General features: G+C 68.9%; 27 protein-coding genes and 1 pseudogene. 8 read left to right on the forward strand and 20 right to left on the reverse strand.

All coding sequences use genetic code 11. From position 1 onward, the window contains the following. Positions 1-3: 3 nt before the first annotated feature. The 4 genes from dtd to thiD form a co-directional block, all read right to left on the reverse strand. A complete protein-coding gene (gene dtd / locus ETC07_RS10510) occupies positions 4-441 on the reverse strand; it encodes a D-aminoacyl-tRNA deacylase (protein ID WP_136248470.1) in 438 nt (145 codons plus the stop codon). A 66-nt stretch (positions 442-507) separates the two neighbouring features. Beyond that, a complete protein-coding gene (locus ETC07_RS10515) occupies positions 508-1,074 on the reverse strand; it encodes a chalcone isomerase family protein (RefSeq protein WP_136248471.1) in 567 nt (188 codons plus the stop codon). A 50-nt stretch (positions 1,075-1,124) separates the two neighbouring features. After that, positions 1,125-1,970, reverse strand: a complete 846-nt coding sequence (locus ETC07_RS10520; protein WP_136248472.1) for a universal stress protein — start codon at positions 1,968-1,970, stop codon at positions 1,125-1,127. 105 nt (positions 1,971-2,075) lie between these two features. After that, positions 2,076-2,897, reverse strand: a complete 822-nt coding sequence (gene thiD / locus ETC07_RS10525; protein ID WP_136248473.1) for a bifunctional hydroxymethylpyrimidine kinase/phosphomethylpyrimidine kinase — start codon at positions 2,895-2,897, stop codon at positions 2,076-2,078. Positions 2,898-2,960: 63 nt separating this feature from the next. Here thiD and ETC07_RS10530 point away from each other — a divergent pair, with 63 nt between their 5' ends. Then, positions 2,961-3,392, forward strand: coding sequence for a YqaA family protein (locus ETC07_RS10530; protein ID WP_136248474.1), 432 nt, complete (start codon positions 2,961-2,963; stop codon positions 3,390-3,392). 61 nt (positions 3,393-3,453) lie between these two features. Here ETC07_RS10530 and ETC07_RS10535 read toward each other — a convergent pair whose 3' ends face one another. The 6 genes from ETC07_RS10535 to ETC07_RS10560 form a co-directional block, all read right to left on the reverse strand. Continuing rightward, on the reverse strand, positions 3,454-4,563 hold the full coding sequence (locus ETC07_RS10535) for a TRAP transporter substrate-binding protein (protein WP_136248475.1): 1,110 nt from the start codon (positions 4,561-4,563) through the stop codon (positions 3,454-3,456). 170 nt (positions 4,564-4,733) lie between these two features. After that, complete coding sequence (locus tag ETC07_RS10540; RefSeq protein WP_136248476.1) at positions 4,734-6,137, reverse strand: TRAP transporter large permease; 1,404 nt, start codon at positions 6,135-6,137, stop codon at positions 4,734-4,736. After that, on the reverse strand, positions 6,137-6,697 hold the full coding sequence (locus ETC07_RS10545) for a TRAP transporter small permease subunit (protein ID WP_136248477.1): 561 nt from the start codon (positions 6,695-6,697) through the stop codon (positions 6,137-6,139). Before ETC07_RS10545 ends, ETC07_RS10540 begins: the two co-directional genes overlap by 1 nt. Positions 6,698-6,815: 118 nt before the next feature. Continuing rightward, the gene (locus tag ETC07_RS10550) at positions 6,816-7,595 is read right to left on the reverse strand and encodes an endonuclease/exonuclease/phosphatase family protein (RefSeq protein ID WP_240724623.1); all 780 of its coding nucleotides are present in this window, start codon (positions 7,593-7,595) and stop codon (positions 6,816-6,818) included. A 40-nt stretch (positions 7,596-7,635) separates the two neighbouring features. Then, entirely contained in the window at positions 7,636-8,277 is a 642-nt protein-coding gene (locus ETC07_RS10555) for a thiol:disulfide interchange protein DsbA/DsbL (RefSeq protein WP_136248479.1), read from the reverse strand. A gap of 133 nt (positions 8,278-8,410) precedes the next feature. Beyond that, positions 8,411-9,025, reverse strand: coding sequence for a c-type cytochrome (locus ETC07_RS10560; RefSeq protein WP_136248480.1), 615 nt, complete (start codon positions 9,023-9,025; stop codon positions 8,411-8,413). Between the two features lie 175 nt (positions 9,026-9,200). On the opposite strand from ETC07_RS10560, the gene yihA reads away from it, so the two are divergent. After that, positions 9,201-9,815 carry a ribosome biogenesis GTP-binding protein YihA/YsxC gene (gene yihA / locus ETC07_RS10565; protein ID WP_136248481.1) on the forward strand — a complete coding sequence of 205 codons (615 nt, stop codon included), beginning with the start codon at positions 9,201-9,203 and terminating at the stop codon, positions 9,813-9,815. Positions 9,816-9,894: 79 nt separating this feature from the next. Here the strand turns inward: yihA and ETC07_RS10570 are convergent, their stop codons facing one another. From ETC07_RS10570 to argH, 7 genes and pseudogenes are all read right to left on the reverse strand, one after another. Further along, positions 9,895-10,641: an HAD family hydrolase gene (locus ETC07_RS10570; RefSeq protein ID WP_136248482.1), complete on the reverse strand. Its 747-nt coding sequence runs from the start codon at positions 10,639-10,641 to the stop codon at positions 9,895-9,897. Continuing rightward, entirely contained in the window at positions 10,638-11,558 is a 921-nt protein-coding gene (locus ETC07_RS10575; RefSeq protein ID WP_136248483.1) for a tyrosine recombinase XerC, read from the reverse strand. The genes ETC07_RS10570 and ETC07_RS10575 overlap by 4 nt, the downstream gene beginning before the upstream one ends. After that, positions 11,551-12,270 carry a DUF484 family protein gene (locus ETC07_RS10580; RefSeq protein WP_136248484.1) on the reverse strand — a complete coding sequence of 240 codons (720 nt, stop codon included), beginning with the start codon at positions 12,268-12,270 and terminating at the stop codon, positions 11,551-11,553. Before ETC07_RS10580 ends, ETC07_RS10575 begins: the two co-directional genes overlap by 8 nt. A gap of 42 nt (positions 12,271-12,312) precedes the next feature. Continuing rightward, positions 12,313-13,146: a diaminopimelate epimerase gene (gene dapF, locus ETC07_RS10585; RefSeq protein ID WP_136248485.1), complete on the reverse strand. Its 834-nt coding sequence runs from the start codon at positions 13,144-13,146 to the stop codon at positions 12,313-12,315. Further along, positions 13,146-14,426, reverse strand: coding sequence for a diaminopimelate decarboxylase (gene lysA / locus ETC07_RS10590; RefSeq protein ID WP_136248486.1), 1,281 nt, complete (start codon positions 14,424-14,426; stop codon positions 13,146-13,148). Before lysA ends, dapF begins: the two co-directional genes overlap by 1 nt. 83 nt (positions 14,427-14,509) lie before the next feature. Continuing rightward, positions 14,510-14,620: pseudogene (lptM, locus tag ETC07_RS16520) on the reverse strand (LPS translocon maturation chaperone LptM); the annotation flags it as partial. After that, entirely contained in the window at positions 14,620-16,056 is a 1,437-nt protein-coding gene (gene argH / locus ETC07_RS10600) for an argininosuccinate lyase (RefSeq protein ID WP_136248488.1), read from the reverse strand. The pseudogene lptM and the gene argH, both read right to left, overlap by 1 nt. 289 nt (positions 16,057-16,345) lie before the next feature. Here argH and hemC point away from each other — a divergent pair, with 289 nt between their 5' ends. Genes hemC through ETC07_RS10620 form a run of 4 tightly spaced genes read left to right on the forward strand, consistent with a single transcriptional unit; the run spans position 16,346 to position 20,741 of the window. Then, positions 16,346-17,287, forward strand: coding sequence for a hydroxymethylbilane synthase (hemC, locus tag ETC07_RS10605; protein ID WP_136248489.1), 942 nt, complete (start codon positions 16,346-16,348; stop codon positions 17,285-17,287). Then, positions 17,287-18,069 carry a uroporphyrinogen-III synthase gene (locus tag ETC07_RS10610; RefSeq protein WP_136248490.1) on the forward strand — a complete coding sequence of 261 codons (783 nt, stop codon included), beginning with the start codon at positions 17,287-17,289 and terminating at the stop codon, positions 18,067-18,069. The genes hemC and ETC07_RS10610 overlap by 1 nt, the downstream gene beginning before the upstream one ends. Before the next feature lie 6 nt (positions 18,070-18,075). Beyond that, entirely contained in the window at positions 18,076-19,488 is a 1,413-nt protein-coding gene (locus tag ETC07_RS10615; protein WP_136248491.1) for a uroporphyrinogen-III C-methyltransferase, read from the forward strand. Beyond that, positions 19,485-20,741: a heme biosynthesis HemY N-terminal domain-containing protein gene (locus tag ETC07_RS10620; RefSeq protein ID WP_136248492.1), complete on the forward strand. Its 1,257-nt coding sequence runs from the start codon at positions 19,485-19,487 to the stop codon at positions 20,739-20,741. The genes ETC07_RS10615 and ETC07_RS10620 overlap by 4 nt, the downstream gene beginning before the upstream one ends. A gap of 166 nt (positions 20,742-20,907) precedes the next feature. Here ETC07_RS10620 and ybiO read toward each other — a convergent pair whose 3' ends face one another. Then, on the reverse strand, positions 20,908-23,250 hold the full coding sequence (gene ybiO, locus ETC07_RS10625) for a mechanosensitive channel protein (protein WP_240724624.1): 2,343 nt from the start codon (positions 23,248-23,250) through the stop codon (positions 20,908-20,910). A gap of 182 nt (positions 23,251-23,432) precedes the next feature. On the opposite strand from ybiO, the gene crcB reads away from it, so the two are divergent. Continuing rightward, the gene (crcB, locus tag ETC07_RS10630; protein ID WP_136248493.1) at positions 23,433-23,819 is read left to right on the forward strand and encodes a fluoride efflux transporter CrcB; all 387 of its coding nucleotides are present in this window, start codon (positions 23,433-23,435) and stop codon (positions 23,817-23,819) included. Then, positions 23,816-24,211 carry a fluoride efflux transporter FluC gene (locus ETC07_RS10635; RefSeq protein ID WP_136248494.1) on the forward strand — a complete coding sequence of 132 codons (396 nt, stop codon included), beginning with the start codon at positions 23,816-23,818 and terminating at the stop codon, positions 24,209-24,211. Before crcB ends, ETC07_RS10635 begins: the two co-directional genes overlap by 4 nt. Before the next feature lie 12 nt (positions 24,212-24,223). Here the strand turns inward: ETC07_RS10635 and pgi are convergent, their stop codons facing one another. Together pgi and ETC07_RS10645 are read right to left on the reverse strand one after the other, a co-directional pair. Next, positions 24,224-25,882, reverse strand: a complete 1,659-nt coding sequence (pgi, locus tag ETC07_RS10640) for a glucose-6-phosphate isomerase (RefSeq protein WP_136248495.1) — start codon at positions 25,880-25,882, stop codon at positions 24,224-24,226. A gap of 34 nt (positions 25,883-25,916) precedes the next feature. After that, positions 25,917-26,393 (reverse strand): methylglyoxal synthase, encoded by a 477-nt coding sequence (locus tag ETC07_RS10645; RefSeq protein ID WP_136248496.1) that lies wholly within the window; start codon positions 26,391-26,393, stop codon positions 25,917-25,919. Positions 26,394-26,496: the final 103 nt, after the last annotated feature.

Below are 26,496 nucleotides of genomic sequence, written 5' to 3' on the forward strand. Positions count from 1 at the left end.
CGCTCAGCTCTCGAGCAGGAAGGTCACCGGACCGTCGTTGACCAGCGCCACCTGCATGTCGGCGCCGAACTCGCCGCTGGCGACGCGTGGCCAGGCGGCTCGCGCGCGCTCGACCAGGGCCTCGAACCGCTGTTGGCCGTCGGCGGGCGGGGCGGCGCTGGAGAAGCTCGGGCGCAGGCCCTTACGGGTGTCGGCGGCCAGCGTGAACTGGGAGACCAGCAGCAGCCCGCCTTCGACCTGCTGCAGGTTGAGGTTCATCTTCCCTGCCTCGTCGGCGAACACCCGGTAATGCAGCAACTTGTGCAGCAGCCGCTCGGCGTGCTGCGCGTCGTCTCCTTTCTCGACGCCGATGAAGGCCAGCAGGCCCTGCTCGATGGCACCGGTCTCGCGACCGTCGACGGTCACGCTGGCATGGCGAACACGCTGGATCAGGGCTTTCATGGCAGCTTCCCTTTGATGAGGCTTCCCGCCTGCGGCGGCCGGCGAGGCAGCCTAGCATGCCCGTGCTCAGCGCCCCAGCAGGGCCTCGCGGAAGCCGTCGTCCAGCGGCGCCTCGCCGAGCCAGATGCCGAACAGGGCGTCGGCCAGCGCCGGCTCGGCAGCTGCGTAGAGTGACTCGCCGTTCAGGGTCAGGCGCAGGGTCTCGCCGTTCCAGGTCAGCGCGTAGCGGTCGCCCGGTGCGACCTCCCGATAGCGGGTATTGAAGGTCGCAAGTGCCGGTTCGAGGGCGCGGAAGTCGGCGTCGTCGAGCTGTTCGCGCAGGGTGTCGCGGGTGACTTCGGCGAAGTCCCCGGCGTCGATGGCGTGGAAGTACTCGAGCTCCAAGCGCCGCGGCACCTCGGTGGACTGGGGCGCCGGCCGGGAATAGCCGCGGGCCTGGTAATAGGCGCCGGCGTAGGCATCCCAGATCATATAGCGGAACAGCCCGTGGCCGATCAGTCGGAAGGCTCGGCCGTCGACCTGCTGGTCCGAGGCGAAGCGTGCGCCTTCGACCGAGACATCGGCGTCGATGGGCGCGGCGACGAGGCTCAGGGTCAGCAGCAGGGCGGCGAGGGGCCGGTGTCTGGACGGCATGGGCGACCTCTGCGAGGGAGAGTAGAAGACGCGCGGGCCGGGGCCCGGCGTCACCAGCTGCGACACAGCATGATGTCGCAATGCGGCTCGGCCAGCAGGCGCTCGGTGATCTGGCTGTGGCGCCCGAGCTGGCCGCGGCTGCCCAGCGCCAGCAGCTGCGGTGGCTGGCGGCGCAGCCGAGTCATCAGTACCTCCAGGGGGTCGCCCTGCTCGAGCTCGAGGGTCACCTCGGGGACGCGTTCGAGCTCTCCCAACAACTGGTCGATTTCCTGCTCGAGGTGGCGCCGCAGCCTGGCCACCTCGCGATCTCGCCACAAGGCGTAATCGCTGCGCGAGCCCAGTTCGCGCTCGCCGGGGATGTTCCAGGCATGCAGCAGGGTCAGCCGGCCCTCGGGGAAGCGCCTGAGCGTCTCGTGCAGGGTGTGGCGGCAGGTCAGCGAGAAGTCTACCGGCACCAGTATGTCTTGCCACGGCTGGGTGGCGGGATGGCTCACCGAGAGCACCGGGCAGGGCGCGCCGCGTAGCACCCGCGCCAGGCTGGTGCCGGTGACCAGGTCCGGCTGGCCGCGCTTGCGGTGGGTGCCGAGGATGATCATGTCGGCCTCGCGCTCGTGGGCCTCGCGGATGATCTCCGCGTAGGGCGCGCCGGCCACCGTCTGTATCAGCGTCGCCGGCTCGTCGAGGGCGTAGTCCTCACGGATGTCGGTGAGGGTGGCGGTGATATCCGCCACCACGGCCTCTTCCAGCCGAGGGACGACCCGACGCGGCAGGTGAGGGTCGAGCACGTGGATGACGTCGAGACGGGCGCCGGTGTCGTTCGCGAGCCGGATGGCCCGGGCGAAGGCGGCACGGTTCTCGGCGGAAAGATCACAGGCAAACAGCAGGGTGCGGGACATGGCACAACCCTCATGCGGCCGGGAGATGACCGTTTCAGGATGGGTGCCTCCGGCCGCCCCTGCAAGCGGGCGTTGGTGCCCCGGCCATGGCGCCGACGTCGCGCCTCACCACCAGGCGTGGAAGTGGTGCACCGGGCCGCGGCCTTGGCCGATCCCCAGCAGCGGGCTGGCGTCGAGGGCGGCGTGCAGCCAGCGCTTGGCCTCGCCGATGGCCGTGACGATGGCATCGCCGTCGGCCTCGAGCGGCAGATGGGCCAGCCGGGCGGTGATCGCCGAGGACAGCGCGCAGCCGGTGCCGTGCAGGTTGTCGGTGGCGATGCGTGGCGCCGGCAGCCACTGGCTGCTCTCGGGCGTGGCCAGCAGGTCGGGACAGGATTCGCCATACAGGTGGCCGCCCTTGAGCAGCACGTAGGGCGCCTCGAGGGCCTGCAGCGCAGGCAGCATGGCCTCCATGGCATCCGGGGTGCGTGGCGTCTCGGCGCCGAGCAACACCGCGGCTTCGGGCAGGTTGGGGGTGATCACGTCGGCCAGCGGCACCAGGATGTCGCGCACCGCGGCGATGCCGGCGGCATCGACCAGGATGTCCCCGCTCTTGGCCACCATCACCGGGTCGAGTACGATCCAGCGCGGCCGGCGTCGCTCGAGCACCTCGGCGAGGGTCTCGGCGACCGCGCGGTCGCCGACCATGCCGATCTTCACCGCGTCGATGCGAACGTCGTCGAGCAGGTTCTCGAGCTGCTCGCCAATCACCGCCGCCGGCACCGGGTGCACGGCGGCCACACCCTGGGTGTTCTGGGCGATCACCGCGGTGATGACGTTGGTGGCGTAGGTGCCCAGCGCCGAGAACGTCTTGAGATCGCCCTGCAGGCCCGCGCCTCCCGAGGGGTCGGAGCCGGCAATGGTCAGGGTATGGGGAATGGAGGACATGATGTTGTCGTCTTGTGGCGTGAATCCGGTGTCTAGCATACGCCAGGGGAGCGGCCGACGGCCATGCTGAGCCTGTTCTTGGTCGCCCTGGTCAGTGCCACCTTGCTGCCCGGTGGCTCGGAGGCCTGGCTGGCCAGGCAGTGGTGTCAGGGTGGCACGCCGCTGGCGTTATGGGCGGTGGCCACCGCGGGCAACGTGCTGGGCAGCCTGATCAATGTGGGATTAGGGCGACACGCCCTCCACTATCGGGACCATCGCTGGTTCCCGGTCTCGTCGCGCAGCCTGGCGCGGGCGGAGCACTGGTACCGCCGAGGGGGCGAGGCCAGCCTGCTGCTGGCGTGGATGCCGGTGATCGGCGATCCGCTCACCGTGCTGGCGGGGATCTTCCGGCTGCCCTGGTGGCGGGCCGCGCTGTGGATCCTGATAGCCAAGGACGGGCGCTACGGCCTGGTGCTGATGCTGGCCGAGGCCTGGCTGGCGCCGCTCTGTCGATAGGCTGAACGCAGTGGGACCGCCCGAAGGCGGTCCCTGGCGGTCCTGCGATGGGGCCGTGAGCTTACTCGGCGGAGGCGGTGTCGCCTTGCGGATTGCGGGCGTCGTAGTAGGCCTGCTCGGAGATGGCGTGGTAGTCCTCGACCTTCTCCTGGAAGGCGCTGTAGGAGTCATAGATCTTGCCGGCCATCTCGCTGGACTCGGCCAGCTCGGCGACCACATCGTCGGAGATGCGCTGGGCCTCGGCCAGCACGTCGTCCGGCAGGCGGCGCAGCTCGACGTCATGCTCGTTGACCAGGGTCTCCAGGGCGTCGTTGTTGCGCGCGGTGTACTCGTCCAGCACATCCTGGTTCACATCGCGGATCGCGGTGCGCAGGATCGCCTGGAGATCGTCCGGCAGGGAGGCCATGGCCTCGTCGTTGACGATCGCCTCGAACATCACCGTCGGCTCGTGCCAGCCCGGATAGTAGTAGTAATCCGCGGCCTGGTAGAGGCCGAAGGCCAGGTCGTTGTAGGGGCCGATCCATTCGGTGGCATCGATGGCGCCGGACTGCAACGAGGTGAAGATCTCGCCGCCCGGCATGTTGACGATGGCCACGCCCATGCGGTTCATGACCTCGCCGCCGAGGCCCGGCATGCGCATCTTCAGGCCGTCCAGGTCGTCGACCGAGGTGATCTCCTCGTTGTACCAGCCGCCCATCTGTACCCCGGAGGCACCGGCGGCCATGACGTCGACGCCGAACGGCTCGTAGAGCTCGTTCCACAGCTCCATGCCGCCGCCGTAGTGCAGCCAGGCGTTCATCTCCTGGGCATTCATGCCGAACGGCACGGCGGCGAAGAACTGGGCCGCCGGGGCCTTGCCCTTCCAGTAGTAGGAGGCGGAGTGGCCCATTTCGGCGGTGCCCTCGGCGACGGCATCGAAGACCTCGAAGCCGGGGACCAGCTGGCCGGCGCCGAACACCTCGAGGGTCAGCCGGCCGTCGGACATCTTGTCGACCAGTTCGGCGAGGCGTTCGGGCCCCTGGCCGACGCCGGGGAAGTTCTTCGGCCAGGCGGTGGCCATCTTCCACTCGAAGGTCTCCTGGGCCTGGGCCTGGGCCTGGGTGCCGATGAGCAGTAGCCCGGTGGCGGCTCCGGCGAGGGTGATGGCTTTGGTGAGTGATGTGCGCTGCATGCTTGCTCCCTTGATCTGTTATGGCGTTGTTGAACCGGGCAATCCCGGTAGGGCATGGCTTGCAAGAGGCTCGGCGCCTTGGCCGAGCCGGGGGGAAGGGCGAGGCGCCGCTTCCGATACTGTAGCCGCCGGCGCCCTCGTGTCGTCCACGGGGCGCCAACGGGAGACGGCTAGAACTGCTGCGGCAACCAGGTGGCGAGCTGTGGGAAGAACGACAGCGCGACCAGCATGGCCAGCTGCAGGGCGATGAACGGCATCACGCCGCGGTAGATGGCGGAGGTCGGCACCGAATCCGGCGCCACGCCGCGCAGGTAGAACAGCGCGAAGCCGAATGGCGGCGTGAGGAACGAGGTCTGCAGGTTGATGGCGATCATGATCCCCAGCCACACCGGGTCGAGGCCCATGGCCAGCAGGATCGGGCCGACGATCGGCACCACCACGAAGGTGATCTCGATGAAGTCGAGGATGAAGCCGAGCAGGAAGATCACCAGCATCACGATCAGGGTGGCGCCGACCACGCCGCCGGGCATGCCCTCGAACAGGTGGGTGACCAGCTCCTCGCCGCCGTAGGCGCGGAACACCAGTGAGAACAGCGCCGCGCCGATCAGGATCAGGAACACCATGGTGGTGACATCGGCCGTGGAACGCAGCACCTCCTTGAGGGTGGCGAGGCTCAGGCGCCGGTAGGCCAGGGCCAGCACCAGGGCGCCGAAGGCCCCCACCGCCGAGGCCTCGGTGGGCGTGGCGAGGCCGCCGAGGATCGAGCCGAGCACCACCACGATCAGCACGATCGGCGGCACCAGCCCCTTGAGCAACAGCAGGCCCAGGCCGCCCTCGTGGCCGAGCTCGTCCATCAACTCCTGGCGATCCACCGCCGGGGCCGAGGCCGGCTTGAGCCAGGCGGTCACGGCGACATAGGCGATATAGAGGGCCACCAGGATCATGCCGGGTACCAGGGCGCCCATGAACAGGTCACCCACCGATACGGTCTTGGGGCTGAAGATGCCCATCGACAGCTGGGCCTGCTGGTAGGCGGAGGACAGCACGTCGCCCAGCAGCACCAGGGCGATGGAGGGCGGAATGATCTGGCCCAGGGTGCCGGTGGCGCAGATGGTGCCGGTGGCCAGCGGTATGCTGTAGCCGCGCTTGAGCATGGTCGGCAGCGACATCAGGCCCATGGTGACCACGGTGGCGCCGACGATGCCGGTGGAGGCGGCGAGCAGCATGCCGACCAGGGTCACCGAGATGCCCAGGCCGCCGCGCAGCGAGCCGAACAGCATGGCCATGGCCTCGAGCAGCGTCTCGGCGACCCGCGACTTCTCCAGCAGCACGCCCATCAGCACGAACAGCGGCACCGCGAGCAGCGTCTGATTGCTCATGATGCCGTAGAGGCGGTTGGGGAAGGCGGCCAGGTAGCCGCCGTCGAAGTTGGCATCGATGCCCAGCGATTCGAGGCCGAAGCCCAGCCCGGCGAAGGCCAGCGCGGTGCCGGCCAGCGACAGGGCGACCGGGTAGCCGAACATCAGCACGGTACAGATTACGGCGAACAGCACCAGCGGCATGAACTCCAGCATCACAGGTGCTCCTCGTGGTGATCGGGGGTGTCGGCCTGGGGATCGATGCGGCCGGTCAGGATCAGCAGGTTACGCGTGGCCTCGACCATGGCCTGGAGGATCATCAGCCCGCCGAACGCGGGAATCAGCGTCTTGAGCAGGAAGACGGCGGGAATGCCGCCGGTATCCGGCGAGCTCTCGAGGATCGCCCAGGACTTGCTCACATAGCCGAGGCTGGACAGGATCACGAAGACCATGAACGGCAGCAGCAGGAACAGGGTGCCCAGCAGGTCGATCAGTGCCTTGCGCTTCGGCGTCATGGCTCGATAGAAGATGTCCACCCGCACATGGCCGCCGTGGCGCAGGGTGTAGCCGGCGGCGAGCATGAACACCGTGGCATGCATGTACATCACCGATTCCTGCATGGGGATGCTGTTGATGCTGAAGGCATAGCGCAGCACCACGATCAAGAACTGAACCAGCATCATCAGCAGGATCAGCCAGGACAGGCTGCGCCCGAGCCACTCGGAGAAGCGGTCGAGCCAGGTCAGCAGACTCGGGAGCTCGTGGGTAGGAGGCATGGGCGATCGCTCGGAGTTGCGGTGACGTCGAGAGTAGGGGCGCCGTGCGTTGAAACGACTCAGCCGACTATACGGGAATTCGTCAACGCCTGTCGGGATGACAGGACCGACATTGGTCTTAACCCGTGCCGGGGGGAGACGTCAGGCTGGCCTGGCAGGCGGCGGGTAGCCGCACCTCGATCGCGACCGGCAGATGATCCGAGTACAGGTGCTCCAGCACCTCGACGCGGTCGGTCTCCAGGGAATCGGAGAGCAGGATGTGATCCAGGGCGCGGCGCGGTTGCCAGGAGGGATAGCTGAGCGGCGGGCGCACCGGATGCAGGGGCAGGGAATCGCGGAACCGCGAATGGGCGTGGATCTGATCCGGCGTGCAGTTGAGATCGCCCATCACCACCACATGACGCAGCGGCTGGATCAGTTCGCTGAGGTAGTCGAGCTGGCGCACGCGGCCACGATGGCTGAGGGCCAGATGAGCGACGAAGACGTGCAGGGCATCGGGCCCCTCGCCGAAGCGGGCATGGATGGCGCCGCGGCCGGGCAGGGTGCCGGGCAGGCGGTGCTCCTCGACGCGCGCGGGCGTCAGTTTCGACAGCAGACCATTGCTGTGCTGGGCGACGCGCCCCAGGTTGCGGTTGAGCTGCTGGTAGTGGTGGGGAAAGCCGGCCCGGCCGGCCAGGTAGGCCACCTGGTTGACGTGGCCGGAGCGGAAGCTGCCCCCGTCCACCTCCTGCAGGCCGACGATGTCGAAGCCGCCGAGCACCTCGCCCATGGCATCGAGGCGCTCACCGCGGCGGGGATGGGGGAGCAGGTGTTGCCAGCCCCGCGTCAGATAGTGGCGGTAGGCCGAGGTCTGGATGCCGACCTGCAGGTTGAAGGTCAGTAGCTTCAGAGACGTCATGCCCGGAGCATGGTCGTTGTCCTCGGCCCGCTGTTGCATGTCACTCGGCCCGCTCGTCGCGCACCTGATCGACCAGGGCATCGGCGATCTGCGGCATGTTCTCGAGGCTGCCGGCGGTGCTCGGGGTCACCACGAAGCGGCCGTCGACGACCAGCGCCGGTACGCCCATCAGTTGCATGTTGCGCATCCGCGCGTGGGCGCGGTTGACCTGCGACTTGACGCCGAAGGAACCCAGCGCGTCCAGGGCGTCCTGTTCGCTGACGCCGTACTGGCCGAAGAAGGCCGCGAGGTCCTCGTCAGCGGTCAGCTGGTCGCCTTGCTCGTGGATGGCGTCGAAGAAGTCGCCGTGCATCTGCTGCTGGATCTCCAGCTGCTGGGCGGCATAGAAGGCCGTGGCGTGGCGGTTCCAGGCGCCGCCCATGGTGGCCGGCATGCGCTGGAAGGCGACATCGTCGGGCAGCTCGGCGACCCACGCGTTGAGGCTGTCTTCCAGGGCGTAGCAGTGCGGGCAGCCGTACCAGAAGGCCTCGGTGACCTCGATCTTGTCGTCGGCGACCTGGGTCTTCACCGGCTCGTCGAGCACGGTGTAATCCTGGCCGGCGACCAGGTCGGCGGCTGAGCCGAGGGTCGACAGGGTGGACAGGCCGATACCTGCGACGGCGACCATCAGTGTTTTGAACATGCGAGGAGTCTCTCCTTGAGGTGACGTGATCCGAATGCCGTCATTCGGGGATGGCGTACGCGGCCTTGGAGTCGTGGCCGGGCCGCCGGGTTCCCCGATGATGACATGAGTCTGGCGTCGCGTGGGGCGTGGGTCAGTGCAGACCGCGCACGTAGCTGGCCACCGCTTGCATGTCGCGGTCGCTCATCTGGGCGGCGATCTCGCGCATGATCGCGTTCGTGTCGTTGTCGCGCTGGCCGGTGGCGAAGGCCTTCAGCGTGGTGACCAGGTAGTCGCGCTGCTGGCCCGAGAGGGCCGGATAGGCGCTGCTACCGATGCCTTCGCCGGTCGGCGTGTGACAAGCCGCGCAGGCCGGAATGCCCTGCTCCATGTCGCCGGCGCGGTACAGCTCTCGGCCACGCTCGACCAGCTCGGGATCGGCTTGGCCGCGGGCCGGCGACAGGCCGGCGTAGTAGGCGGCCACGTTCCAGGCATCCTGGTCGGAGTAGTCGTCGAGCTGCCCCGCCATCTGCGGCACCGGGCGCTTGCCATCGCGGATGTCCATGATCTGCTTGGCCAGATAGGAGGCCTGCTGGCCGGCCAGGTTGGGGAAGGCCGGGGCGATGCCGATGCCCTGCTGGCCGTGGCAGGCACTGCACACGGCGGCCTTGTCACGGCCGGCCTCGGCATCGGCATCCGCCAGGGAAGCGGCATGGGCGGCGCCGATGGCGCACAGGGTGATGGCGAAGCTTGCCAGTAGCTGTCTCATCGCGAATCCACACTGCCGTTTGTGGTTGAACGGGCGAGCCCGCTGGTCGCTGGCGTGGGGAGCACGGTGTATACTGCCGCCCCCGGCCGCAGACAAAATCGACTGCAGTATAAAGGAACACCGGTGTTGCCGAAATGCAAGCCGCGCCCCCTCGATCGACCTCAGGAATCCCGCCATGTCGCGCCTTAACTACCAGGCAGCCAGCTTTATCACCAGTGCGCCGACGCTTGCGAAGTGTCCCGCCGATACCGGGGCCGAGGTCGCCTTCGCCGGGCGTTCCAACGCCGGAAAGTCCAGTGCGATCAATGCGCTGACGCACCAGAAGGCCCTGGCGCGGACCTCCAAGACGCCGGGCCGGACGCAGCTGATCAACCTCTTCTCGCTGGACGAGGCCGCCGAGCTGCGCCTGGTCGACCTGCCGGGCTATGGCTATGCCAAGGTCCCCGAGCAGGTCAAGCGCGAGTGGCAGCATCATCTGGCCGATTACCTGCGCCGACGCACCTCGCTGCGAGGCCTTGTACTGCTGATGGACGTGCGCCATCCGCTCACCGAGTTCGACCAGACCCTGCTGGGCTGGGCCGACGAGGCCGACATGCCGGTGCATATCCTGCTGACCAAGGCCGACAAGCTGAAGCGCGGCCCGGCCAAGAGCGCCCTGCAGCAGGTGCGTTCGCGACTGCGCGAGTGGGAAGACCTGGTGACCGTGCAGCTGTTCTCGGCGCTCAAGAAGGACGGCCTCGAGGAGGTGCACCAGCGCCTCGATGATTGGCTGCTCACCGACCCTCAGTGACCGTGGGCGGCGTTCCTCGCCGCCCGGGCCGTCGCCCACCGCGCTTCTCCACGGGTGACGCGAGCGCGGCCACCCCGTCCTACTCCCCCAGCCTTTCCAGCAGCGCCGGTAGCTCGCGAATATGCGTGAGCCGGTGCACGCCGGCCGGCAACGCCTCGCCGTGGGGCGCGTCGCCGGCGATCCAGGCCGCCTGCATGCCCAGCCGCAGCGCCGGCAGGATGTCTTCCTGCCAGGAATCGCCGATATGCATCGCCCGCTCGGGCGTGGTCCCGAGTCGGGCCAGCGTCATCAAGAAGCAGCGTGGATCCGGCTTGGGGGCGTGCATCTCGCCGGCGGCGATCGAGACCTCGAAGTGGCGCGACAGCGCCAGCCGGCGCAGGGCCAGGTTGCCGTTGGTGATCGAGGCCAGCCGGTAGCGCCGGCCCAGGGCGTCGAGCATCGTCGTCACCTCCGGATAAGGCGAGACGCCAAGGCGCAGGTCATGGAAACGCTCCATGGCGGCCAGCGACCACAGTCGGGCCGCCGAGCGCGGCAGGCCGAACTCCTCCAGCAGGCCGCACAGCGCCTGCTCGCGAATCCAGGTGAAGTTCCCGCGGCGCAGCGGATGGCGCTCGGCCAGCTCGCGCCGGCGTTGCTGGTAGGCCTCGAGGGGCAGGCGCTCGGCGAACTGGCCCAGCATGCTCTCACCGCGGGTGGCGAGCCAGGCGGCCAGGCTTTCGTCGAGCCAGGCGTAGTGGCCTTCCTCGGTGAGGGCCATCACGCCCTGGTTGTCCCACAGGGTGTCATCGAGATCGAAGGTCAGCGCCTGGAGCGGGCGTCGTGTCATGAGGAATTATCGCTGTCGTCGGGGCGGCGGCGCGCCCGTGGATGGGCGGCGTCGTACCCGCTGGCCAGGTGCTGCCAGTCCAGCCGGGTGTAGACCTGCGTCGTGGACAGGTGGGCATGGCCGAGGAGTTCCTGGACCGCACGCAGGTCCTGGCTGGACTCGAGCAGGTGGCTGGCGAAGGAGTGGCGCAGCCGGTGCGGATGCAGGTGTTCATCCAGGCCGCGGCGGCGGGCCAGGCCGGCCAGGCGCTGTTGGATCGCCCGGTGGCCGAGGCGGCGGCCACGCGCGCCGACGAACAGCGCGGCCTCGGTGTCGCCGGCCAGCGCGCCGCGCACGCCGAGCCAGGTGTCGAGTGCCTGATGGGCGCGCCGCCCCACCGGGACCTGGCGCGGCTTGCCGCCCTTGCCCAGCACTCGTACGCGCTGGGGGCGGAGGTCGCCCAGGTCCAGCGCCGCCAGCTCGGCCAGGCGCAGCCCGCTGGAGTAGAAGAGCTCGAGCATGGCCTGGTCGCGCACCGCGAGCGGGGAGCCGTCGTGGGGCGTGTCGAGGAAATGCGCCAGGGCATCCACGTCGACCGGGCGTGGCAGGTCCCGGGGGGCCTTGGGCGTGCGCACCAGCTCCGTCGGGTTGTAGTCCAGGCGCCCATCGCGGCGCAGCCAGTCGGCGAAGCGGGTCACCGCCGCACGGCGCCGCGCCAGGCTACGCGGGGCCAGGCCGCGGGCCCGCTCGCCGCCGAGGAAGCGGCGCAGCAGCGCGACGTCCAACGCTCCACCGTCGTCCACGCCCTGGGCCTCCAGGAACGTCGCCAGCGCCGCCAGATCCTGCCGGTAGGCGGTCACCGTGGCGGGGCTCGCCGTCCGTGCGAGCTCGGTGAGGCAGGCCTCGACCTGGCGCGCCAGCAACGTGTCGTCAGCCATGGCGGGGCGGCGCCAGGCGCACCAGCAGCCGGGCCACCACGTCGCCGACATACTCGGTGAACAGGGTATCCATGCTGGCGCGGAAGTGCTCCGGGTCGGGGCTCGCCAGCACCAGGTAGCCCATGGGCTCGCCGAGGGTCAGCCGTGCCAGGGCGCAGGAGCCGGCCTGGGCGGGGGCCGGTGCATGAGGCAGCAGGCGCTTCCAGTCGCTGGGCGAGAGGCGCGTGCAGCGGCTGGCCCGGCCGTCGAGCAGTGCCGCGAGGCGCCGGGCCGCGTGGTCATCGAGCACATGCCGCGGAGGCTGGGGAGGCCGCGGTTCGGCGTCGGTGAGCGTGGCCGGGCACCATAGCGCCAGCGCCGGGGTCTGGAAGCGCTCGCCGAGCTGGGTCGCCAGCGCCTGGCCCAGGGCGTCGCCATCCTCGGCCTCGAGCAGCGACAGCACCAGCTCGCGGGTGCGGCGGTACTGGGCCTCGTTGTGACGGGCCGAGTCGAGCAGTTGCTCGAGCCGTCGCTCGGACTGCTCGGCGCGGCCGCGCAGGTCGTGAACCAGGCGCTCGAGCAGGGAGGTGGCGCCTTGAGCCTCGGGGTGTGGCACCCGGAGCTGCTGCAGCAGGCCCTCACGGCCGACGAAGAAGTCCGGGTGGCGGGCCAGCCACTGGGCGACGACGTCGGGCTCCAGGGTCTTGCGCGGCTCGGGGGCGGGATGGCTCATGAGCGATGTCTCCTCTGCGTTGGGCGCATGATGATGTTGGCGTTATGTCAGCGGTACGCGTCCCTCGAAGACCCGCGTGGCGGGGCCGGTCATGACCAGGGGAGCCTCGCCGCCGGGCCAGGCGATCTCCAGCTCGCCACCGGGTAGCTGCACGCTGACCGGGCTCTCGAGCCAGCCCAGGCGGATGCCGGTGGCCACCGCGGCGCAGGCGCCGGTGCCGCAGGCCAGGGTCTCGCCGCTGCCGCGCTCGAAGACTCTCAGCCGGATCTCGTGGGCGGACACGACCTGCATGAAGCCGGCGTTGACCCGCTTGGGGAAGCGCGGGTGGCCTTCGATGGCCGGCCCCAGGCGCTCGACGGGGGCGTTGTCGACGTCGTCGACCCGCAGTACCGCGTGGGGGTTGCCCAGCGAGACCACGCCGACCTCGAGGGGCTGGCCCTCGATCTCCAGCGCATGCAGCAGGCGGTCCTCGTCGGCGTCGAAGGGCAGTGCCTCGGGGCTGAAGCGCGGCGCCCCCATGTCGACGCGCACCCGCTCGTCGTCCTCGACCACCAGGGTCAGCGGGCCACCGGCGGTCTCGACGCGGATCTCGTGCTTGTGGGTCAGCCGCTGGTCACGCACGAAGCGGGCGAAGCAGCGAGCCCCGTTGCCGCAGTTTTCGACTTCGCTGCCGTCGGCGTTGTAGATCCGGTAGCGGAAGTCCATGTCCGGGTCGCGGGGCGGCTCGACCAACAGCAGCTGGTCGAAGCCGATGCCGAAGCGGCGCCCGGCCAGCGCTCGGATCTGCTCGTCGCGCAGGCGCGCCCGCTGGCTGATCAGGTCGACCACCATGAAGTCGTTGCCGAGTCCGTGCATCTTGGTGAACTGCAGCAGCATCACGGCGTCTCCGCGCTGTCGTCCGGCAGCACCGCCTCGCCGGCCCACAGGTCCTCGAGCCGTTCGCGGCGGCGCACCAGGTGGGGCCGGTCGCCGTCGACCATCACCTCGGCCGGGCGCGGGCGGCTGTTGTAGTTGGAGGCCATCACGAAGCCGTAGGCGCCCGCCGAGCGCACCGCCAGCAGGTCGCCGGGGGCGATGGCCAGCTCGCGGTCCTTGCCGAGGAAGTCGCCGGTCTCGCAGACCGGGCCGACCACGTCATAGGTATCGCCGTCGCGCGGTGCCGTGGTGTCGACCACCTGGATCGCCTGCCAGGCCTGGTAGAGTGAGGGGCGGATCAGGTCGTTCATGGCCGCGTCGACGATGGCGAAGTTCTTGGTCTCGCCGGGCTTGAGGAACTCGACCCGAGTCAGCATCACGCCGGCGTTGGCGGCGATCGAGCGCCCCGGCTCGAACAGCAGGGTCAGCCGTTCGCTGTCCGGCCAGCGGGCCAGCCGCTCGAGCAGGGCGGTGACGTAGTCGAAGGGCTGGGGCGGGCGCTCGTCCTGATAGGTCACGCCGAGGCCGCCGCCCAGGTCGAGGTGATCGATCTCGATGCCATCCTCGCGCAGGCGCTCGAGCAGCACCAGCAGCCGGTCCAGGGCGTCGAGGAAGGGCGTGGTGTCGGTGAGCTGCGAGCCGATGTGGCAGTCGAGCCCGGCCACCCGGACGTGGTCCATGGCCGCGGCCTGACGGTAGACCTCATGAGCCTCGTCGACCGGGATGCCGAACTTGTTGTCCTTGAGCCCGGTGGAGATATAGGGGTGGGTGCCGGCGTCGACGTCGGGATTGACCCGCAGCGAGACCGCGGCGGTCTTGCCCATGCCGCGTGCCACGGCGTCGAGGCGTTCGAGCTCGGCGTGCGATTCGACGTTGAAGCACTTGATGCCCACGCTGAGCGCGCGTTCGAGCTCGTGCTCCTCCTTGGCCACGCCGGAGAATACCACCTTGGCCGGGTCGCCGCCGGCCACCAGCACCCGTTCCAGCTCGCCCACCGAGACGATGTCGAAGCCGGCGCCGAGGCGCGCGAGCAGGTTAAGCACCGCCAGGTTGGAGTTGGCCTTCACCGCGTAGCAGATCAGGTGCGGATGGCTGCCCACGGCCTCGGTATAGGCGCGGAAGTGGCGCGCCAGAGTGGCCTTGGAGTAGACGTAGCAGGGCGTGCCGAAGGCCTCGGCCAGCTGAGGCAGCGGCACGTCTTCCGCGTGGAGTACGCCGTCACGATAGGCGAAATGATCCATCAGTCTTCCTCGTCGGCGTTGTGGGGCTCGTCGACATGGGTGTCGTCATCCTGGCGGGACTCGTCCTGCTGGGCATCGCGAGGGCCGTAGCGCTCGGCCGCGGCCTCGTTGTCGGGCAGGTAGAGCGGGCCTTTCTGGCCGCAACCGGCCAGCAGGGTCAGCGTCAGCAGGGCGAAGGGGGCGAGGCGGCGCATCAACGGTCGTCTCCCGGGGCGTCGGTGGCGGTCAGCGTGGCCAGGGCCTCGCGGGCGCGCTGGGCGGCGGCGCGAACCTGATCGGGGGCGGTGCCGCCGATGTGGTTGCGCGCGGCCACCGAGCCCTCGAGGGTCAGTACCTCGAAGACGTCCTGCTCGATGACCTCGGAGAAGCGGCGCAGCTCCTCGAGGCTCATGTCGGAGAGGTCCTTGTCCGCGCTGATGCCGTAGGCCACGGACTGGCCGACGATCTCGTGGGCATCGCGGAAGGCCACGCCGCGGCACACCAGGTAGTCGGCCAGGTCGGTGGCGGTGGAGAAGCCCTTGCGCGCGGCCTCGCGCATGTTATCGGCCTTGGCCTCGATGGCCGGCACCATGTCGGCGAACGCCTTGAGGCAGTCCTGCGCGGTGGTCAGGGCGTCGAATAGCGGCTCCTTGTCCTCCTGGTTGTCCTTGTTGTAGGCCAGCGGCTGGGACTTCATCAGCGTCAGCATGCCCATCAGGTGGCCGTAGACGCGGCCGGTCTTGCCGCGCACCAGCTCCGGCACGTCCGGGTTCTTCTTCTGTGGCATGATCGATGAGCCGGTGCAGAAGCGGTCGGGCAGGTCGATGAAGTCGAACTGGGCGCTGGTCCACAGCACCAGTTCCTCGCTCATCCGCGACAGGTGCATCAGCAGGGTGCTGGCGAAGGCGGTGAATTCGATGGCGAAGTCGCGGTCGCTGACGGCATCGAGGCTGTTCTCGGCGGGGCGGTCGAAGCCCAGCAGCTCGGCGGTCACATGGCGGTCGATGGGATAGGTGGTGCCGGCCAGGGCGGCGGCGCCCAGCGGCAGCACGTTGACGCGCTTACGGCAGTCGAGCAGCCGTTCATGGTCGCGGGCCAGCATCTCATGCCAGGCTAGCAGGTGATGGCCGAAGGTCACCGGCTGGGCGGTCTGCAGGTGAGTGAAACCGGGCATGATGGTGTCGGCCTCGTGGTCGGCCAGCGCGATCAGGCCCTGGCGCAGGCGGGCGAGCTCGGCGGCCACGGTGTCGATCTCGTCGCGCAGGAACAGGCGGATGTCGGTGGCCACCTGGTCGTTGCGCGAGCGGCCGGTATGCAGCTTCTTGCCGGTGATGCCGATCTTGTCGGTGAGGCGCGCCTCGATGTTCATGTGCACGTCCTCGAGAGCCACCGACCATTCGAAGGTGCCGGCCTCGATCTCCGCCTGCACCTCGTCGAGGCCGGCCAGGATGGCATCGCGCTCGTCCTCGCTGAGTACCCCGACCCGGGCCAGCATGGTGGCATGGGCGCGCGAGCCTTGGATATCGTGGTGGGCCAGGCGCTGATCGAAGTCGACCGAGGCGGTGAAGCGGGCGACGAAGGCGTCGGTGGGCTCGCTGAAGCGGCCGCCCCAGGACTGGTTGGTGCTATCGCTCGTCGGGGGTTGGCTCATCGGGCTGACATCCTTCATGACGGTAAGAGGGGCTCGGCGGACGGCGGGGCGTGCCGGCTTGACATGCCGGAAAGTGTACCAGAGTCCGCGCCCCAGGCGAGCGGCGGGAGCGCTTCGTGGGCCGCCGCGCCGTCGCCCGGGGCAGGCCGCGCGTTGAGGCTTCGAAGGTGGTTCCGGCGGGGTGGCGATTTGCCTGGCTTGCCGGGTCCTTTATGATGACGCTATATCAGAGAGCACCGGTCGCCCGCGCGAAGGCGCCGGCGCCATGAACCGGGACGGAGAGAAGCCTGTGCAAGCCATGACGAAGTTGCGTATCGCCACTCGCAAGAGCCAGCTGGCCCTGTGGCAGGCCGAATACGTCCGTGATCGCCTGATGGCGACGCATCCCGAGCTCGAGGTGGAGCTGGTACCGATGTCGACCCGCGGCGACAAGATCCTCGACACGCCGCTGGCCAAGGTCGGCGGAAAGGCGTTGTTCGTCAAGGAGCTGGAAGAGGCGATGCTCGATGGTCGTGCCGACATCGCCGTGCACTCCATGAAGGACGTGCCCATGCATTTCCCCGAGAGCCTGGGGCTGTCGGTGATCCTCGAGGGCGCGGAGCCGACCGACGCCTTCGTGTCGCATCGCTACGGTTGCCTGGATGAGCTGCCCGAGGGCGCGCGTGTCGGCACCTCCAGCCTGCGTCGCGGCCTGCAGATACGCGAGGCGCGCCCCGACCTGGAGGTGTTGAGCCTGCGCGGCAACGTCCAGACTCGCCTCGGCAAGCTCGACAGCGGCGAGTTCGATGCCATCCTGCTGGCCACCTCCGGGCTCAAGCGCCTGGGGCTCGGGGATCGCATCACCATGGAGCTGCCGGCGGAGGTCTGTCTGCCGGCCTGTGGCCAGGGCGCGCTGGGCATCGAGTGCCGCATGCATGATGCCGAGTTGATCTCGCTGCTGGCGCCGCTCGACGATCCGGCCACCGCCACGCGGGTGCGCGCCGAGCGCGCCATGAACACTCGCCTCGAGGGCGGCTGTCAGGTGCCGATCGGCGGCCATGCGATCTTCGAGGACGACGGCCAGACCCTGTGGCTGCGCGCCCTGGTCGGCAATCCCGAGGGTACCGAGGTGCTGCGTGCCGAGGGCCGAGGCTCGATCCATGAGCCGGAGGCGCTAGGCATCCGCGTCGCCGAAGAGCTGCTGGAAATGGGCGCAGGCGACATCCTCGCCGAGGTCTACGGCGCCGGTTGATGGCGACGCCGCCGGTCTTGATCTGCCGCCCCGGCCCCCGGGCCGCGGCGCTGGCCGACGCCATCGCCGCGCGCGGTGTCGCCGTCGAACATGGCGATGCCATGGCCCTCGACCCGCTGCCGGAAACCGCGCAGCAGCGTAGCGTCTGGCTGGATTTCGACCAGTACCGGCGCGTGGTGGTGGTAAGCCCCTTCGCCGCCGAATGCCTCGCCGAGGCGTTGGAGCGCTACTGGCCCCAGCTACCGGTCGGGGTGGACTACTATGCCGTGGGGGCGGCGACCGCCGCGGTCCTGCACCGTGAGCTGGGCGTGCGTGTGCACCTGCCTCCCGCCGGCGACACCAGCGAGGCGTTGCTCGCCCTGGGGTCGTTGAGGCGCCTCGATGAGCAGCGCGTGCTGTTGGTGGCCGGCGAAGGCGGTCGGCCGCTGCTCGGCGAGACGCTCGCCGAGCGAGGCGCCCGATTGACCCGCCTGGCGCTCTATCGGCGCCGCCTGCTCGCCCCTGACGCGGGGCTCGAGCGGCGGCTCGCCGAGGGCGACTACCGCGCCCTGGTGGTCACCAGCGGAGAAATCCTCGAACATCTGGCAAGATGGTGTTCGCACACCGCCTTGCACCAACCGCTAATCGTGTCCAGTACCCGGTTGGCTACACTGGCCGACACGCTGGGGTTTCGTCGCCCCGTCGTGGCGTCTGGGGCTACGCCCGCCGCGCTGGCGGACGCCGTGGCCGAGGGAGACCCGGAGAAGGCCGATGTCGATCATGATGATCTCGAAAAGGGCTAGCGACAGATGAGCAATCAACACAACGATCAGGACGAACAACAGACGCCCTCCGACGCCGCTGATGGCACCACCGCGTCGCCCCAGGGCGAGGCCGAGGCGAGCGCGAGTGGGTCCGGCTCCTCGCGCCGTTCCCGGCGTCGCGGCAAGGGAGGTGCCGCGGCCAAGGGTGGCGAGTCGAACGGCGACAAGGCCGCTTCGCGTCAGGCTGCCGCCAAGCCTGCGGCATCCAGCGAGGCCAAGAGTGAGGCCAAGAGCGAGGCTTCCTCGACGCCGGCCAAGGGTGGTGCGGCCTCCTCGGGCCAGGGCGGCAAGTCGACACCCGGAAAATCGACACCCGGCAAGCCCGGCGGTGGCCAGGGCGGCAAGGGCTCGGGCGGTGCTGGCGAGCCCCCCCGTCGTGGGGGCAAGGCCGGCGCCGTGGCGTTGGGGCTGGTGATCCTGCTCGGTGCCGGCGGCATCTACTTCGGCTGGCAGGTCTGGCAGCGGCTCGACGCCCAGCAGCAGAACCTGGCCGCGCTGCCCGAGCAGCCCGCCGGCCAGGGCGCGCTGGATGACCTGTCCACGCGGCTGGAGAGCAGCCAGGGCGAGCGCGAGGCCGCCATCGACGACCTGCGTAGCGAGTTCTCCGACTATCGCGGCAGCGTCGACGATGCCCTCGACCGGGTCCTCAAGGAGCTGGCCAGCGAGCAGCAGACCGACGAACGCGACTGGCTCCACGCCGAGGCCGCCTACCTGCTGCGCCTGGCCAATCAACGCCTGCAGCTCGAGCGCGACGTCAAGGGTGCCTCGGCGCTGTTGAGTACCGCCGATGCGCGACTCGAGGAGGCCGATAATCCGGCGCTGCTGCCGGTGCGGCGCGATATCGCCTCGGAGCTGGCCGCCCTGGACGCCGTGCCACGGGTCGACCGCACGGGCCTTTACCTGGCGCTCAACGCTCAGCAGGAGCAGATCGCCGGCCTGCCGCTGGCCCAGGACATCGATGCGATCGCCGCCAATTCGACCATCGAGGAGGCGCCGAGTGGCGGCTGGCAGCAACAGTTGTCGCGAGTCGGCGAGGAGCTCAAGGACCTGGTCACGGTGCGCCAGCACGATGAGGCCCTGGAGGCGCTGGTCTCGCCGGAGCAGGAATCCTATCTGCGCCAGAGCGTGCGGCTGATCCTCGAGCAGGCTCAGCTGGCGCTGCTCAAGGAGGAGCGAGAGCTCTATGACGCCAGCCTCGACAAGGCGTTGACCCTGATCCGCGGCTACTACGACACCCGCGATGATGCCGTGGCGTCGGTGCTGAGCCGGCTCGAGGCGCTCAAGGGCCGCACCATCCGCCCCGAGTTGCCCGATATCAGCGCCTCCCAGCAGGCGTTGGCCGAGTTCATCGAGCGTCGCTATGAAGCCGGCGACAATGGCCAGGGAGGCGCGTCATGAGAAAGCTGATCCTGCTTATCGTCCTGGGGCTCGCGGTCGGGGCCCTGTTCGGCCAGCTGATGATGGCGGTGCCCGGCTACTGGCTGGTGCGCATCGGCGACACCTCGGTGCAGACATCTTTCTGGTTCGGCCTGGTGTTGATGCTGGCCGCCTTCATCGTGCTGCACTTCGTGCTGCGCGTGCTGATGCGCCTGTCTCGGCCGGTATCGCGCTTCAAGGTCTGGAACAGCCGCTCACGCAACCGCACCGCCATGAAGCGCACCGTGCGCGGCCTGGTGGCGCTGGCCGAGGGGCGCTGGAAGCGCGCCGAGAAGTCGCTGGTCAAGGCCGCCGATGACTCCAGCACGCCGCTGGTCAACTATCTCTCCGCGGCTCTGGCGGCCCACTATCAGGGGCGCTACGAACAGGCCGACACCCTGCTCAAGCGCGCTCACCTGAGCACCGAGGGAGCCGATACCGCGGTCGGCATGATGCAGGCCCAGTTGATGCTGGACCGTCAGCAGTACGAGGAAGCCCTGGCTACCCTCACCCGCCTGGACCGCCACCTGCCCAATCACCCGCAGGTGCTCAAGCAGCTCAAGCAGGCCTACATCAGCTTGAACGACTGGGATGGCCTGCGCCGCCTGATGCCGCGGTTGGGAGCTCAGCAGCTGATCGCGAAGGAGGAGCGCGAGCAGCTCGAACGCCAGGCCTACCGCGAGCTGATCATCCAGGAGACTCGTCAGCCGGGCGGCATCGAACGGGTGCGCAACCTGTGGGCGGACATGCCCGAGGAGCTGCGGGGTCATGTCGAATTGATCGTGCTCTACGCCGAGGCACTGCTGCGCGGCAACGAGCAAGGTATCGCCGAACGCCTGCTGCGCCACTCCCTCAAGGAGCAGTGGGACAGCCGGCTGGTGCTGCGCTACGGCCTGCTCGAGGTGGATGCCGCCCGCCAACTGGTGGTCGCCGAGAAGTGGCTGCAGGAGCGGCCCAATGATCCGGACCTGCTGCTGACCCTGGGTCGCCTGTCGCTGCGCAACGCTTACTGGGGCAAGGCGCAGGAGTACTTCGAGGCCAGCCAGCGCCAGCGTTCCAGCGGCGTGGTGTGCGCCGAGCTGGCGCGTCTCTATGCCAACCTGGGCGAGCACAACAAGAGCCAGCTCTACTATCGCCAGAGCGTGGAGCTGCTCGACAAGTCGCTGCCCTCGCTGCCGCAGCCGACCGAGCCCGAGGATACCCTGGCGCGTAGCGGAAGCCGCCAGGCCTCTTGAACGCTAGCCGGGCCGACGAGCCTGGCCCACAACGAAACGGGGGCTGCCGATCGGCAGCCCCCGTTTCGTTGTGGGCATCGTCAACGCTCGAACCGTGCCGGCCAGGCGCTGACGCGAATGGGTGTCGAGAAGGCCGGGCGGCGTGCGTGGACGCCGCCCGGCAGGCTCACTCGCCGTCGTCCTGGTTGTGGACCTCCTTGGGCGATGAGGTGTCGGCCGGGTCGAAGCGGTCGTCCACGTGGCTTCCGTGGTGGCGGGGCTGGCCGGCCGGGCTGCCATCGACGGTGAAGCTCTGCTGCATGACGCGCAGGTTGGCCGGCGGCGCGGCGCCTTCCTTGTCCGCCCCGAAGAACAGGGTGGTATGCGGGAAGGGAATCTCGATGCCGGCGGCGTCGAAGCGCATCTTGACCAGCCGGTTGTAGGCGCGGCCCACGGCCCACTGGTCGCCCGGGGTAGTCATCAGGCGTACCCGGATGTTCACCGAGCTGTCGGCCAGCGCGATCACGCCGGCCACTTCCAGCGGTTCGAGCAGGCAGGGCTTCATGTCCTCGTCGGCGGAGAGGTCATCGAAGGCATCGCGTAGCGCCTGGATCGCCTCGTCGATGTTCTCGCGGTAGGCGATGCCGTATTCGCCGACGTGGTAGGCGAAGTCGCGCATGTAGTTGGAGACGGTGTCGACGCTCGAGAAGGGCACGACGTGGTAGGTGCCGGAGAGATCGCGGATGCCCACCGAGCGGATGCTCAGCTTCTCGGCGACCCCGGTGGTGCCACCGACCGTGATCACGTCGCCGGTGTTCATGGCGTTCTCGATCTGGATGAAGACGCCGGTGATGATGTCCTGCACCAGCTTCTGGGCACCGAAGCCGATGGCCAGGCCCAGTACCCCGGCGCCGGCGATCAGCGGGCCGATGTTGATGCCGATCTCGGACAGCACGATCATCGTCGTCAGGGTGACCAGGGTGATGACCAGGGCATTGCGGAACAGCGCCAGCAACGTCTGGGCGCGGGCCGTGGGAGCGCCGCCGGTCTCGGGATTCAGCTTGTGCTCGATCAGGCTGGCGAGCCCCAGCCAGACGGCGGCGGCCACCACCAGGATCGTGAACACGCTGACCAGCTTGCCGACCAGCTCGCGGCCCGCTGTGGAGGCGTACCAGGCGGCGAGGTCGAAGGCACCCCAGGCGTTGAGCACCAGCATCACCACGATGATCAGGATCACCGCGCGCACGACTCGCAGTGCGGTGGGCACGTAGCGGTTGAGGCGCGCCTCGAGCAGCGGCAGCTTGCGGCGCAGGTCGTCGCCGAGGCGGATGCGACGGCCGATGGTCTGGGTCAGGAAGGAGGAAATCAGCATGCCGACCAGCACGGTCACCAGCGTCTTGAGGGTGGCCAGCATCACGAAGGGCAGGGCTTCCTCCGGACGGGTCAGGGTCAGCACCAGCACGACCGTGAAGTAGGCCAGGGCGAACAGGTGCCAGGTACGGGCGAACAGCTGCATCGAGACCCGGCTGGCGGTCATGGTGGTCTGCTCGGCCTTGTGGTTCAGGGCCTGGCGCAGGGGCAGGCGGTTGCGCAGTACCACGGCCACGGCATAGACGTAGGCGCCGAGCATGATCAGGGTGCCCACGGTGCTGCCGAGGGGCGCCGACAGGTAGGCGCTGATCAGCGGCACCACGACCATCAGGCCATAGCCCGCCAGGCCGATCAGCCGCGCGATCCAGCGGTTCCAGTAACGGGCGCTGTCGGCGGTGATGGGCAGCAGGCGCAGCCCCTCGTAGTGCGAGGCGAATAGCATGCGCACCGCGGCCTTGAGCAACTCGATGACCAGGAAGGCGTTGAGGAACAGCGAGGCGCGGGTCGAAAGATCGCCGCTCTCGCCGACCGCGAAGGTCGCCACCAGGTTGCCGCCGACGTAGGCCAGCGCGACCACCAGGGCGTCGATCAGCGTGGCGACCCCCACGCACACCACCAGGCGCAGCAAGGGCTGCAGGCCCTGGCCGTTCAGCGACCATTGACTGAGCCGCGTGAAGAGCGGGCGTACGAGGCGCCGGATGATGATGAACAGGGCGAGGGTCGCCAGGATCACCAGCCCCAGGTTGAGCGCGGCGCTGGTGAAGGCGGCCATGTCGAAGCCGGCATCGTCGGCCACGCCACCACCGAACAGCTGGTTCAGGGTGCCTGTCATGGCCTCGAACTGGCTGCTGAGCTCATCGACCACATGGCGGGTGGCCCCGGCCAGTTGCCGGGGCAGCGAGGGTTCGGCGGCGGCCGCCTCCTCGGCGGGGGCCTCGGCCTGGGCGCGCAGCTGGTCGATCAGCTGCTGGCGGGTATCGGGGTTTTCCAGCATGTCGGCCAGGGTGGAATTGGCCGCCGGCTGGGCGTCGGTCGCCTGTGCCTGTAGCGGGCCGGAGGCGAGGAACAGGCCGGCCATCAGACACAGGCTTAAGAGGTAGAGGAGTCGTCTAGGGGGTGTCACGCGATGGGCCTCCATGTCGTGGCGTGGATGGATCATCTCGGCATCTTCCCAGCCTGCACCGTTAGCGTCGAGTCTTGAACGTCGTTATTTCGGCGTATGAAGCTTGTACAAAGGCATGGCGTCAGTCGAGCCCGTACCGGGCGGTCCGCCCGGGAAGTGCTTTTGTGGGAGCTCTTCGCTTCGGCTAGCATGATCGCGCATTCACGGGGAGGGGCATCATGAGCGGCGGCATCGTTGGCCTGGTTCTGGTGGCGGTAGGGGGCGCGCTGGGCGGCATGGCTCGCCTGGCGGTAGGTGATTTGATGGCGCATTGGCTCGGGCGTGGCTTCCCCTGGGGAACCCTGACGGTCAACGTGTTGGGTTGCCTGGCGATCGGTGCCCTGGCGACCGCCCTGGGCTGGCCGATCGCGTCCTCGCCGGCCTGGTCGCTGCTGGCGGTCGGCGGGCTGGGTGGGTTCACCACGGTGTCGTCCTTCAGCCTGCAGACGCTGACCCTATGGCAGGAGGGGCGATCTGGCCCGGCCGTGGTCAATGGGTTGGCCACCCTGGTGGCCGGCGTGGCCGCCACGGCGCTGGGCTGGTGGCTGGCGGGAGGTGGCGCATGACGGGCTGGCGCGGCTATCTGGCGGTGGGACTGGGCAGCGGGCTGGGGGCGCTGGCGCGCCATCTGGTGGGGCTCGGCATGCTGCAGGCGCTGGGCAGCGCCTTCCTGTGGGGCACCCTGGCCGTCAACCTGGTGGGCTCCTGGCTGATCGCCGCCTGCGCCGCCCGGGTGGGGCACCGTGTCACCGGCCACGCCGCTCGTTGGCAGCCCTTCCTGATGGCCGGCTTCTGCGGCGGCTTCACCACCTTCTCGCTGTTCGGACTGGAGACGCTCTACCTGCTCGAGACGTCGCGCCCCGGCCTGGCCTTGGCCTATGGCGTCGGTAGCGTGCCGTTGTGGCTGGCCGCCGCTTGGTGGGGGCGGCGCGTCGGCCGCCCTGGAGTGGGCCCGTGAAGGGCCCAGGGGTCAGGACGACGCCTGGCTCCGCTTGCGTTTGCCCTTGGGCGCCGCCTTGCCGGCGTCGGGCCTTGGCTGCTGGCCGGGGAAGCGCTCGCGGACCAGCGTCAGCAGACCTTGGGTCGAGGCGTCGAAGTCCTGGCTGTGTTCGTCGATGCGTTCGCTGATCTCGCCGGCGATGCGCTTGCCGAGCTGCACGCCCCACTGGTCGAAGGAGTTGATGTTCCAGATCACCCCCTGAACGAACACCTTGTGCTCGTACAGGGCGATCAGCGCGCCGAGGTTCTTCGGCGTCAGCTCGTCGAGCAGCAGGGTGCTGGAGGGTCGGTTGCCCGGGCAGCTGTAGGGGTCCAGGTCGCTGTCCCCCTGGCTGCCTTCCATGAAGGCATTGGCCTGGGCCAGCATGTTGGTCAGCAGCGCGAAGTGGTGATCCTCCATGCCGGGCTCGGGCTTGAGCGAGGCGATGAAGTCGATCGGCACATAGCGGGTGCCCTGATGGAGCAGCTGGAAGAAGGCATGCTGGCCGTTGGAGCCGGTCTGGCCCCAGACGATCGGCCCGGTCTTGTAGTCGACCGGGTGGCCGAAGATGTCCACCGACTTGCCGTTGGATTCCATGTCGAGCTGCTGCAGGAAGGGTGGCAGCTGATGCAGCGCCTGATCGTAGGGCACGATGGCGTGGGTCTCGGCGCCGGTGAAGTTGATGTACCAGATCCCGATCAGCGCCATCAGCACCGGCATGTTGGCGGCGTTGGGCGCGGTCAGGAAGTGCTGGTCCATCTCGTAGGCGCCTTCGAGCATCTCCATGAAGCCCTCGAAACCGATGGCCAGCGCGATCGGCAGGCCGATCGACGACCACATGGAATAGCGCCCACCGACCCAGGCCCAGAATTCGAAGACATTCTCCTCGCGGATGCCGAACTCCATGGCCGCGCGGCGGTTGGTGGAGGCGGCGACGAAGTGCGCGCCCACGTCGGCCTCCTCGCCGGCGTGTTCGAGGAACCAGCGCCGCGCGGTCTTGGCGTTGAGCAGCGTCTCCTGGGTGGAGAAGGTCTTGGTCGAGACGATGAACAGCGTGGTGGCCGGGTCGAGACCGCTGAGCACCTTCTGGATATGCGCGCCGTCGACGTTGGACACGAAGTGGAAGTTGAGCTCCGCATGGCGGTACTTGAGCAAGGCCCGGCAGGCCATGTTGGGCCCCAGGTCGGAGCCGCCGATGCCGATGTTGACCACGTCCTTGATGCGCTCGCCGCTGTAGCCTTTCCATTCGCCGCTGCGCACCGCCTCGGAGAAGCGCTGGATCTGTTCGCGGGTCCGCTGGATCTCCGGCATCACATCCTGGCCGTCGACCATCAGCGGCCCCTCGCCGACGTTACGCAGCGCGGTGTGCAGCACCGGGCGATTCTCGGTGACGTTGATGATGTCGCCGGAGAACATCTGGGCGCGGCGCTGGACCAGCGCCGAGTGGTCGGCCAGTTCGAGCAGCTTCTCCAGCACGGCCTCGGAAATATGCTGCTTGGAGTAGTCGAGGAACAGGCCGCCGACGCGCAGGCTCATCTTGTCGAAGCGCTTCGGGTCGGCGTCGAAGTAGTCGGCGATGCGGTCATCGGCGGTGTCGGCATGCAGATGCTTGAGGGCCTGCCAGGTGACACTGCGAGTGAGCTGGAACATGCAAGGGTCCTCGTTGTGGCGTGATTCGCGGCGATCAGTCGGTGCGTGCCGATACCCAGCCGCCGGCATCGGGGATATCGATATCCATGTCGCGGTCGAGCCAGGGCGAGCTGAGCAGGAAGTCCGCGCTGGCCGGGTTGCAGGCCACCGGCACGTTCCACAGCGCGGCCAGGCGCAACAGCGCCTTGACGTCGGGGTCGTGCGGCTGGGGCGCAAAGGGGTCCCAGAAGAACACCAGCAGGTCGAGGCCTTGTTCGGCGATGCGCGCGCCGATCTGCTGGTCACCGCCCAGCGGACCGCTCATCAGCGACTCTATCGTCAGCCCCAGCTCGCGGGAGAGACGGGTCGCGGTGGTGCCGGTGCCGACCAGCTCATGGCGGACCAGGGTCGCTTGCCAGCGCCGGGCCCAGGCCAGCATCTCCGGCTTCTTGCCGTCGTGGGCGATCAGCGCGATGCGCTTGCGCGCCGGCAGGGTGCGGCGCACATCGCGCCGCGGGCGTGTCTCACTCATGCTGGGTTTCCACCTCGAGAATCCGCAGGGTATTGGTACCGCCGTGGGCGTTCATGTGGTCGCCGCGGGTGAGGATGACGTGATCGCCCGGCTCGGCGATGGC

The sequence above is a fragment of the Halomonas borealis genome, from assembly GCF_004798905.1.
Lineage (GTDB): Bacteria > Pseudomonadota > Gammaproteobacteria > Pseudomonadales > Halomonadaceae > Halomonas > Halomonas borealis.

Excerpts from the sequence above, each read along its gene's own strand:
- dtd (WP_136248470.1), bottom strand. The coding sequence starts at position 441 with ATGAAAGCCCTGATCCAGCGTGTTCGCCATGCCAGCGTGACCGTCGAC.
- ETC07_RS10515 (WP_136248471.1), bottom strand. The coding sequence starts at position 1,074 with ATGCCGTCCAGACACCGGCCCCTCGCCGCCCTGCTGCTGACCCTGAGC.
- ETC07_RS10520 (WP_136248472.1), bottom strand. The coding sequence starts at position 1,970 with ATGTCCCGCACCCTGCTGTTTGCCTGTGATCTTTCCGCCGAGAACCGT.
- thiD (WP_136248473.1), bottom strand. The coding sequence starts at position 2,897 with ATGTCCTCCATTCCCCATACCCTGACCATTGCCGGCTCCGACCCCTCG.
- ETC07_RS10530 (WP_136248474.1), top strand. The coding sequence starts at position 2,961 with ATGCTGAGCCTGTTCTTGGTCGCCCTGGTCAGTGCCACCTTGCTGCCC.
- ETC07_RS10535 (WP_136248475.1), bottom strand. The coding sequence starts at position 4,563 with ATGCAGCGCACATCACTCACCAAAGCCATCACCCTCGCCGGAGCCGCC.
- ETC07_RS10540 (WP_136248476.1), bottom strand. The coding sequence starts at position 6,137 with ATGCTGGAGTTCATGCCGCTGGTGCTGTTCGCCGTAATCTGTACCGTG.
- ETC07_RS10545 (WP_136248477.1), bottom strand. The coding sequence starts at position 6,697 with ATGCCTCCTACCCACGAGCTCCCGAGTCTGCTGACCTGGCTCGACCGC.
- ETC07_RS10550 (WP_240724623.1), bottom strand. The coding sequence starts at position 7,595 with ATGACGTCTCTGAAGCTACTGACCTTCAACCTGCAGGTCGGCATCCAG.
- ETC07_RS10555 (WP_136248479.1), bottom strand. The coding sequence starts at position 8,277 with ATGTTCAAAACACTGATGGTCGCCGTCGCAGGTATCGGCCTGTCCACC.
- ETC07_RS10560 (WP_136248480.1), bottom strand. The coding sequence starts at position 9,025 with ATGAGACAGCTACTGGCAAGCTTCGCCATCACCCTGTGCGCCATCGGC.
- yihA (WP_136248481.1), top strand. The coding sequence starts at position 9,201 with ATGTCGCGCCTTAACTACCAGGCAGCCAGCTTTATCACCAGTGCGCCG.
- ETC07_RS10570 (WP_136248482.1), bottom strand. The coding sequence starts at position 10,641 with ATGACACGACGCCCGCTCCAGGCGCTGACCTTCGATCTCGATGACACC.
- ETC07_RS10575 (WP_136248483.1), bottom strand. The coding sequence starts at position 11,558 with ATGGCTGACGACACGTTGCTGGCGCGCCAGGTCGAGGCCTGCCTCACC.
- ETC07_RS10580 (WP_136248484.1), bottom strand. The coding sequence starts at position 12,270 with ATGAGCCATCCCGCCCCCGAGCCGCGCAAGACCCTGGAGCCCGACGTC.
- dapF (WP_136248485.1), bottom strand. The coding sequence starts at position 13,146 with ATGCTGCTGCAGTTCACCAAGATGCACGGACTCGGCAACGACTTCATG.
- lysA (WP_136248486.1), bottom strand. The coding sequence starts at position 14,426 with ATGGATCATTTCGCCTATCGTGACGGCGTACTCCACGCGGAAGACGTG.
- argH (WP_136248488.1), bottom strand. The coding sequence starts at position 16,056 with ATGAGCCAACCCCCGACGAGCGATAGCACCAACCAGTCCTGGGGCGGC.
- ETC07_RS10610 (WP_136248490.1), top strand. The coding sequence starts at position 17,287 with ATGGCGACGCCGCCGGTCTTGATCTGCCGCCCCGGCCCCCGGGCCGCG.
- ETC07_RS10615 (WP_136248491.1), top strand. The coding sequence starts at position 18,076 with ATGAGCAATCAACACAACGATCAGGACGAACAACAGACGCCCTCCGAC.
- ETC07_RS10620 (WP_136248492.1), top strand. The coding sequence starts at position 19,485 with ATGAGAAAGCTGATCCTGCTTATCGTCCTGGGGCTCGCGGTCGGGGCC.
- ybiO (WP_240724624.1), bottom strand. The coding sequence starts at position 23,250 with ATGATCCATCCACGCCACGACATGGAGGCCCATCGCGTGACACCCCCT.
- crcB (WP_136248493.1), top strand. The coding sequence starts at position 23,433 with ATGAGCGGCGGCATCGTTGGCCTGGTTCTGGTGGCGGTAGGGGGCGCG.
- ETC07_RS10635 (WP_136248494.1), top strand. The coding sequence starts at position 23,816 with ATGACGGGCTGGCGCGGCTATCTGGCGGTGGGACTGGGCAGCGGGCTG.
- pgi (WP_136248495.1), bottom strand. The coding sequence starts at position 25,882 with ATGTTCCAGCTCACTCGCAGTGTCACCTGGCAGGCCCTCAAGCATCTG.
- ETC07_RS10645 (WP_136248496.1), bottom strand. The coding sequence starts at position 26,393 with ATGAGTGAGACACGCCCGCGGCGCGATGTGCGCCGCACCCTGCCGGCG.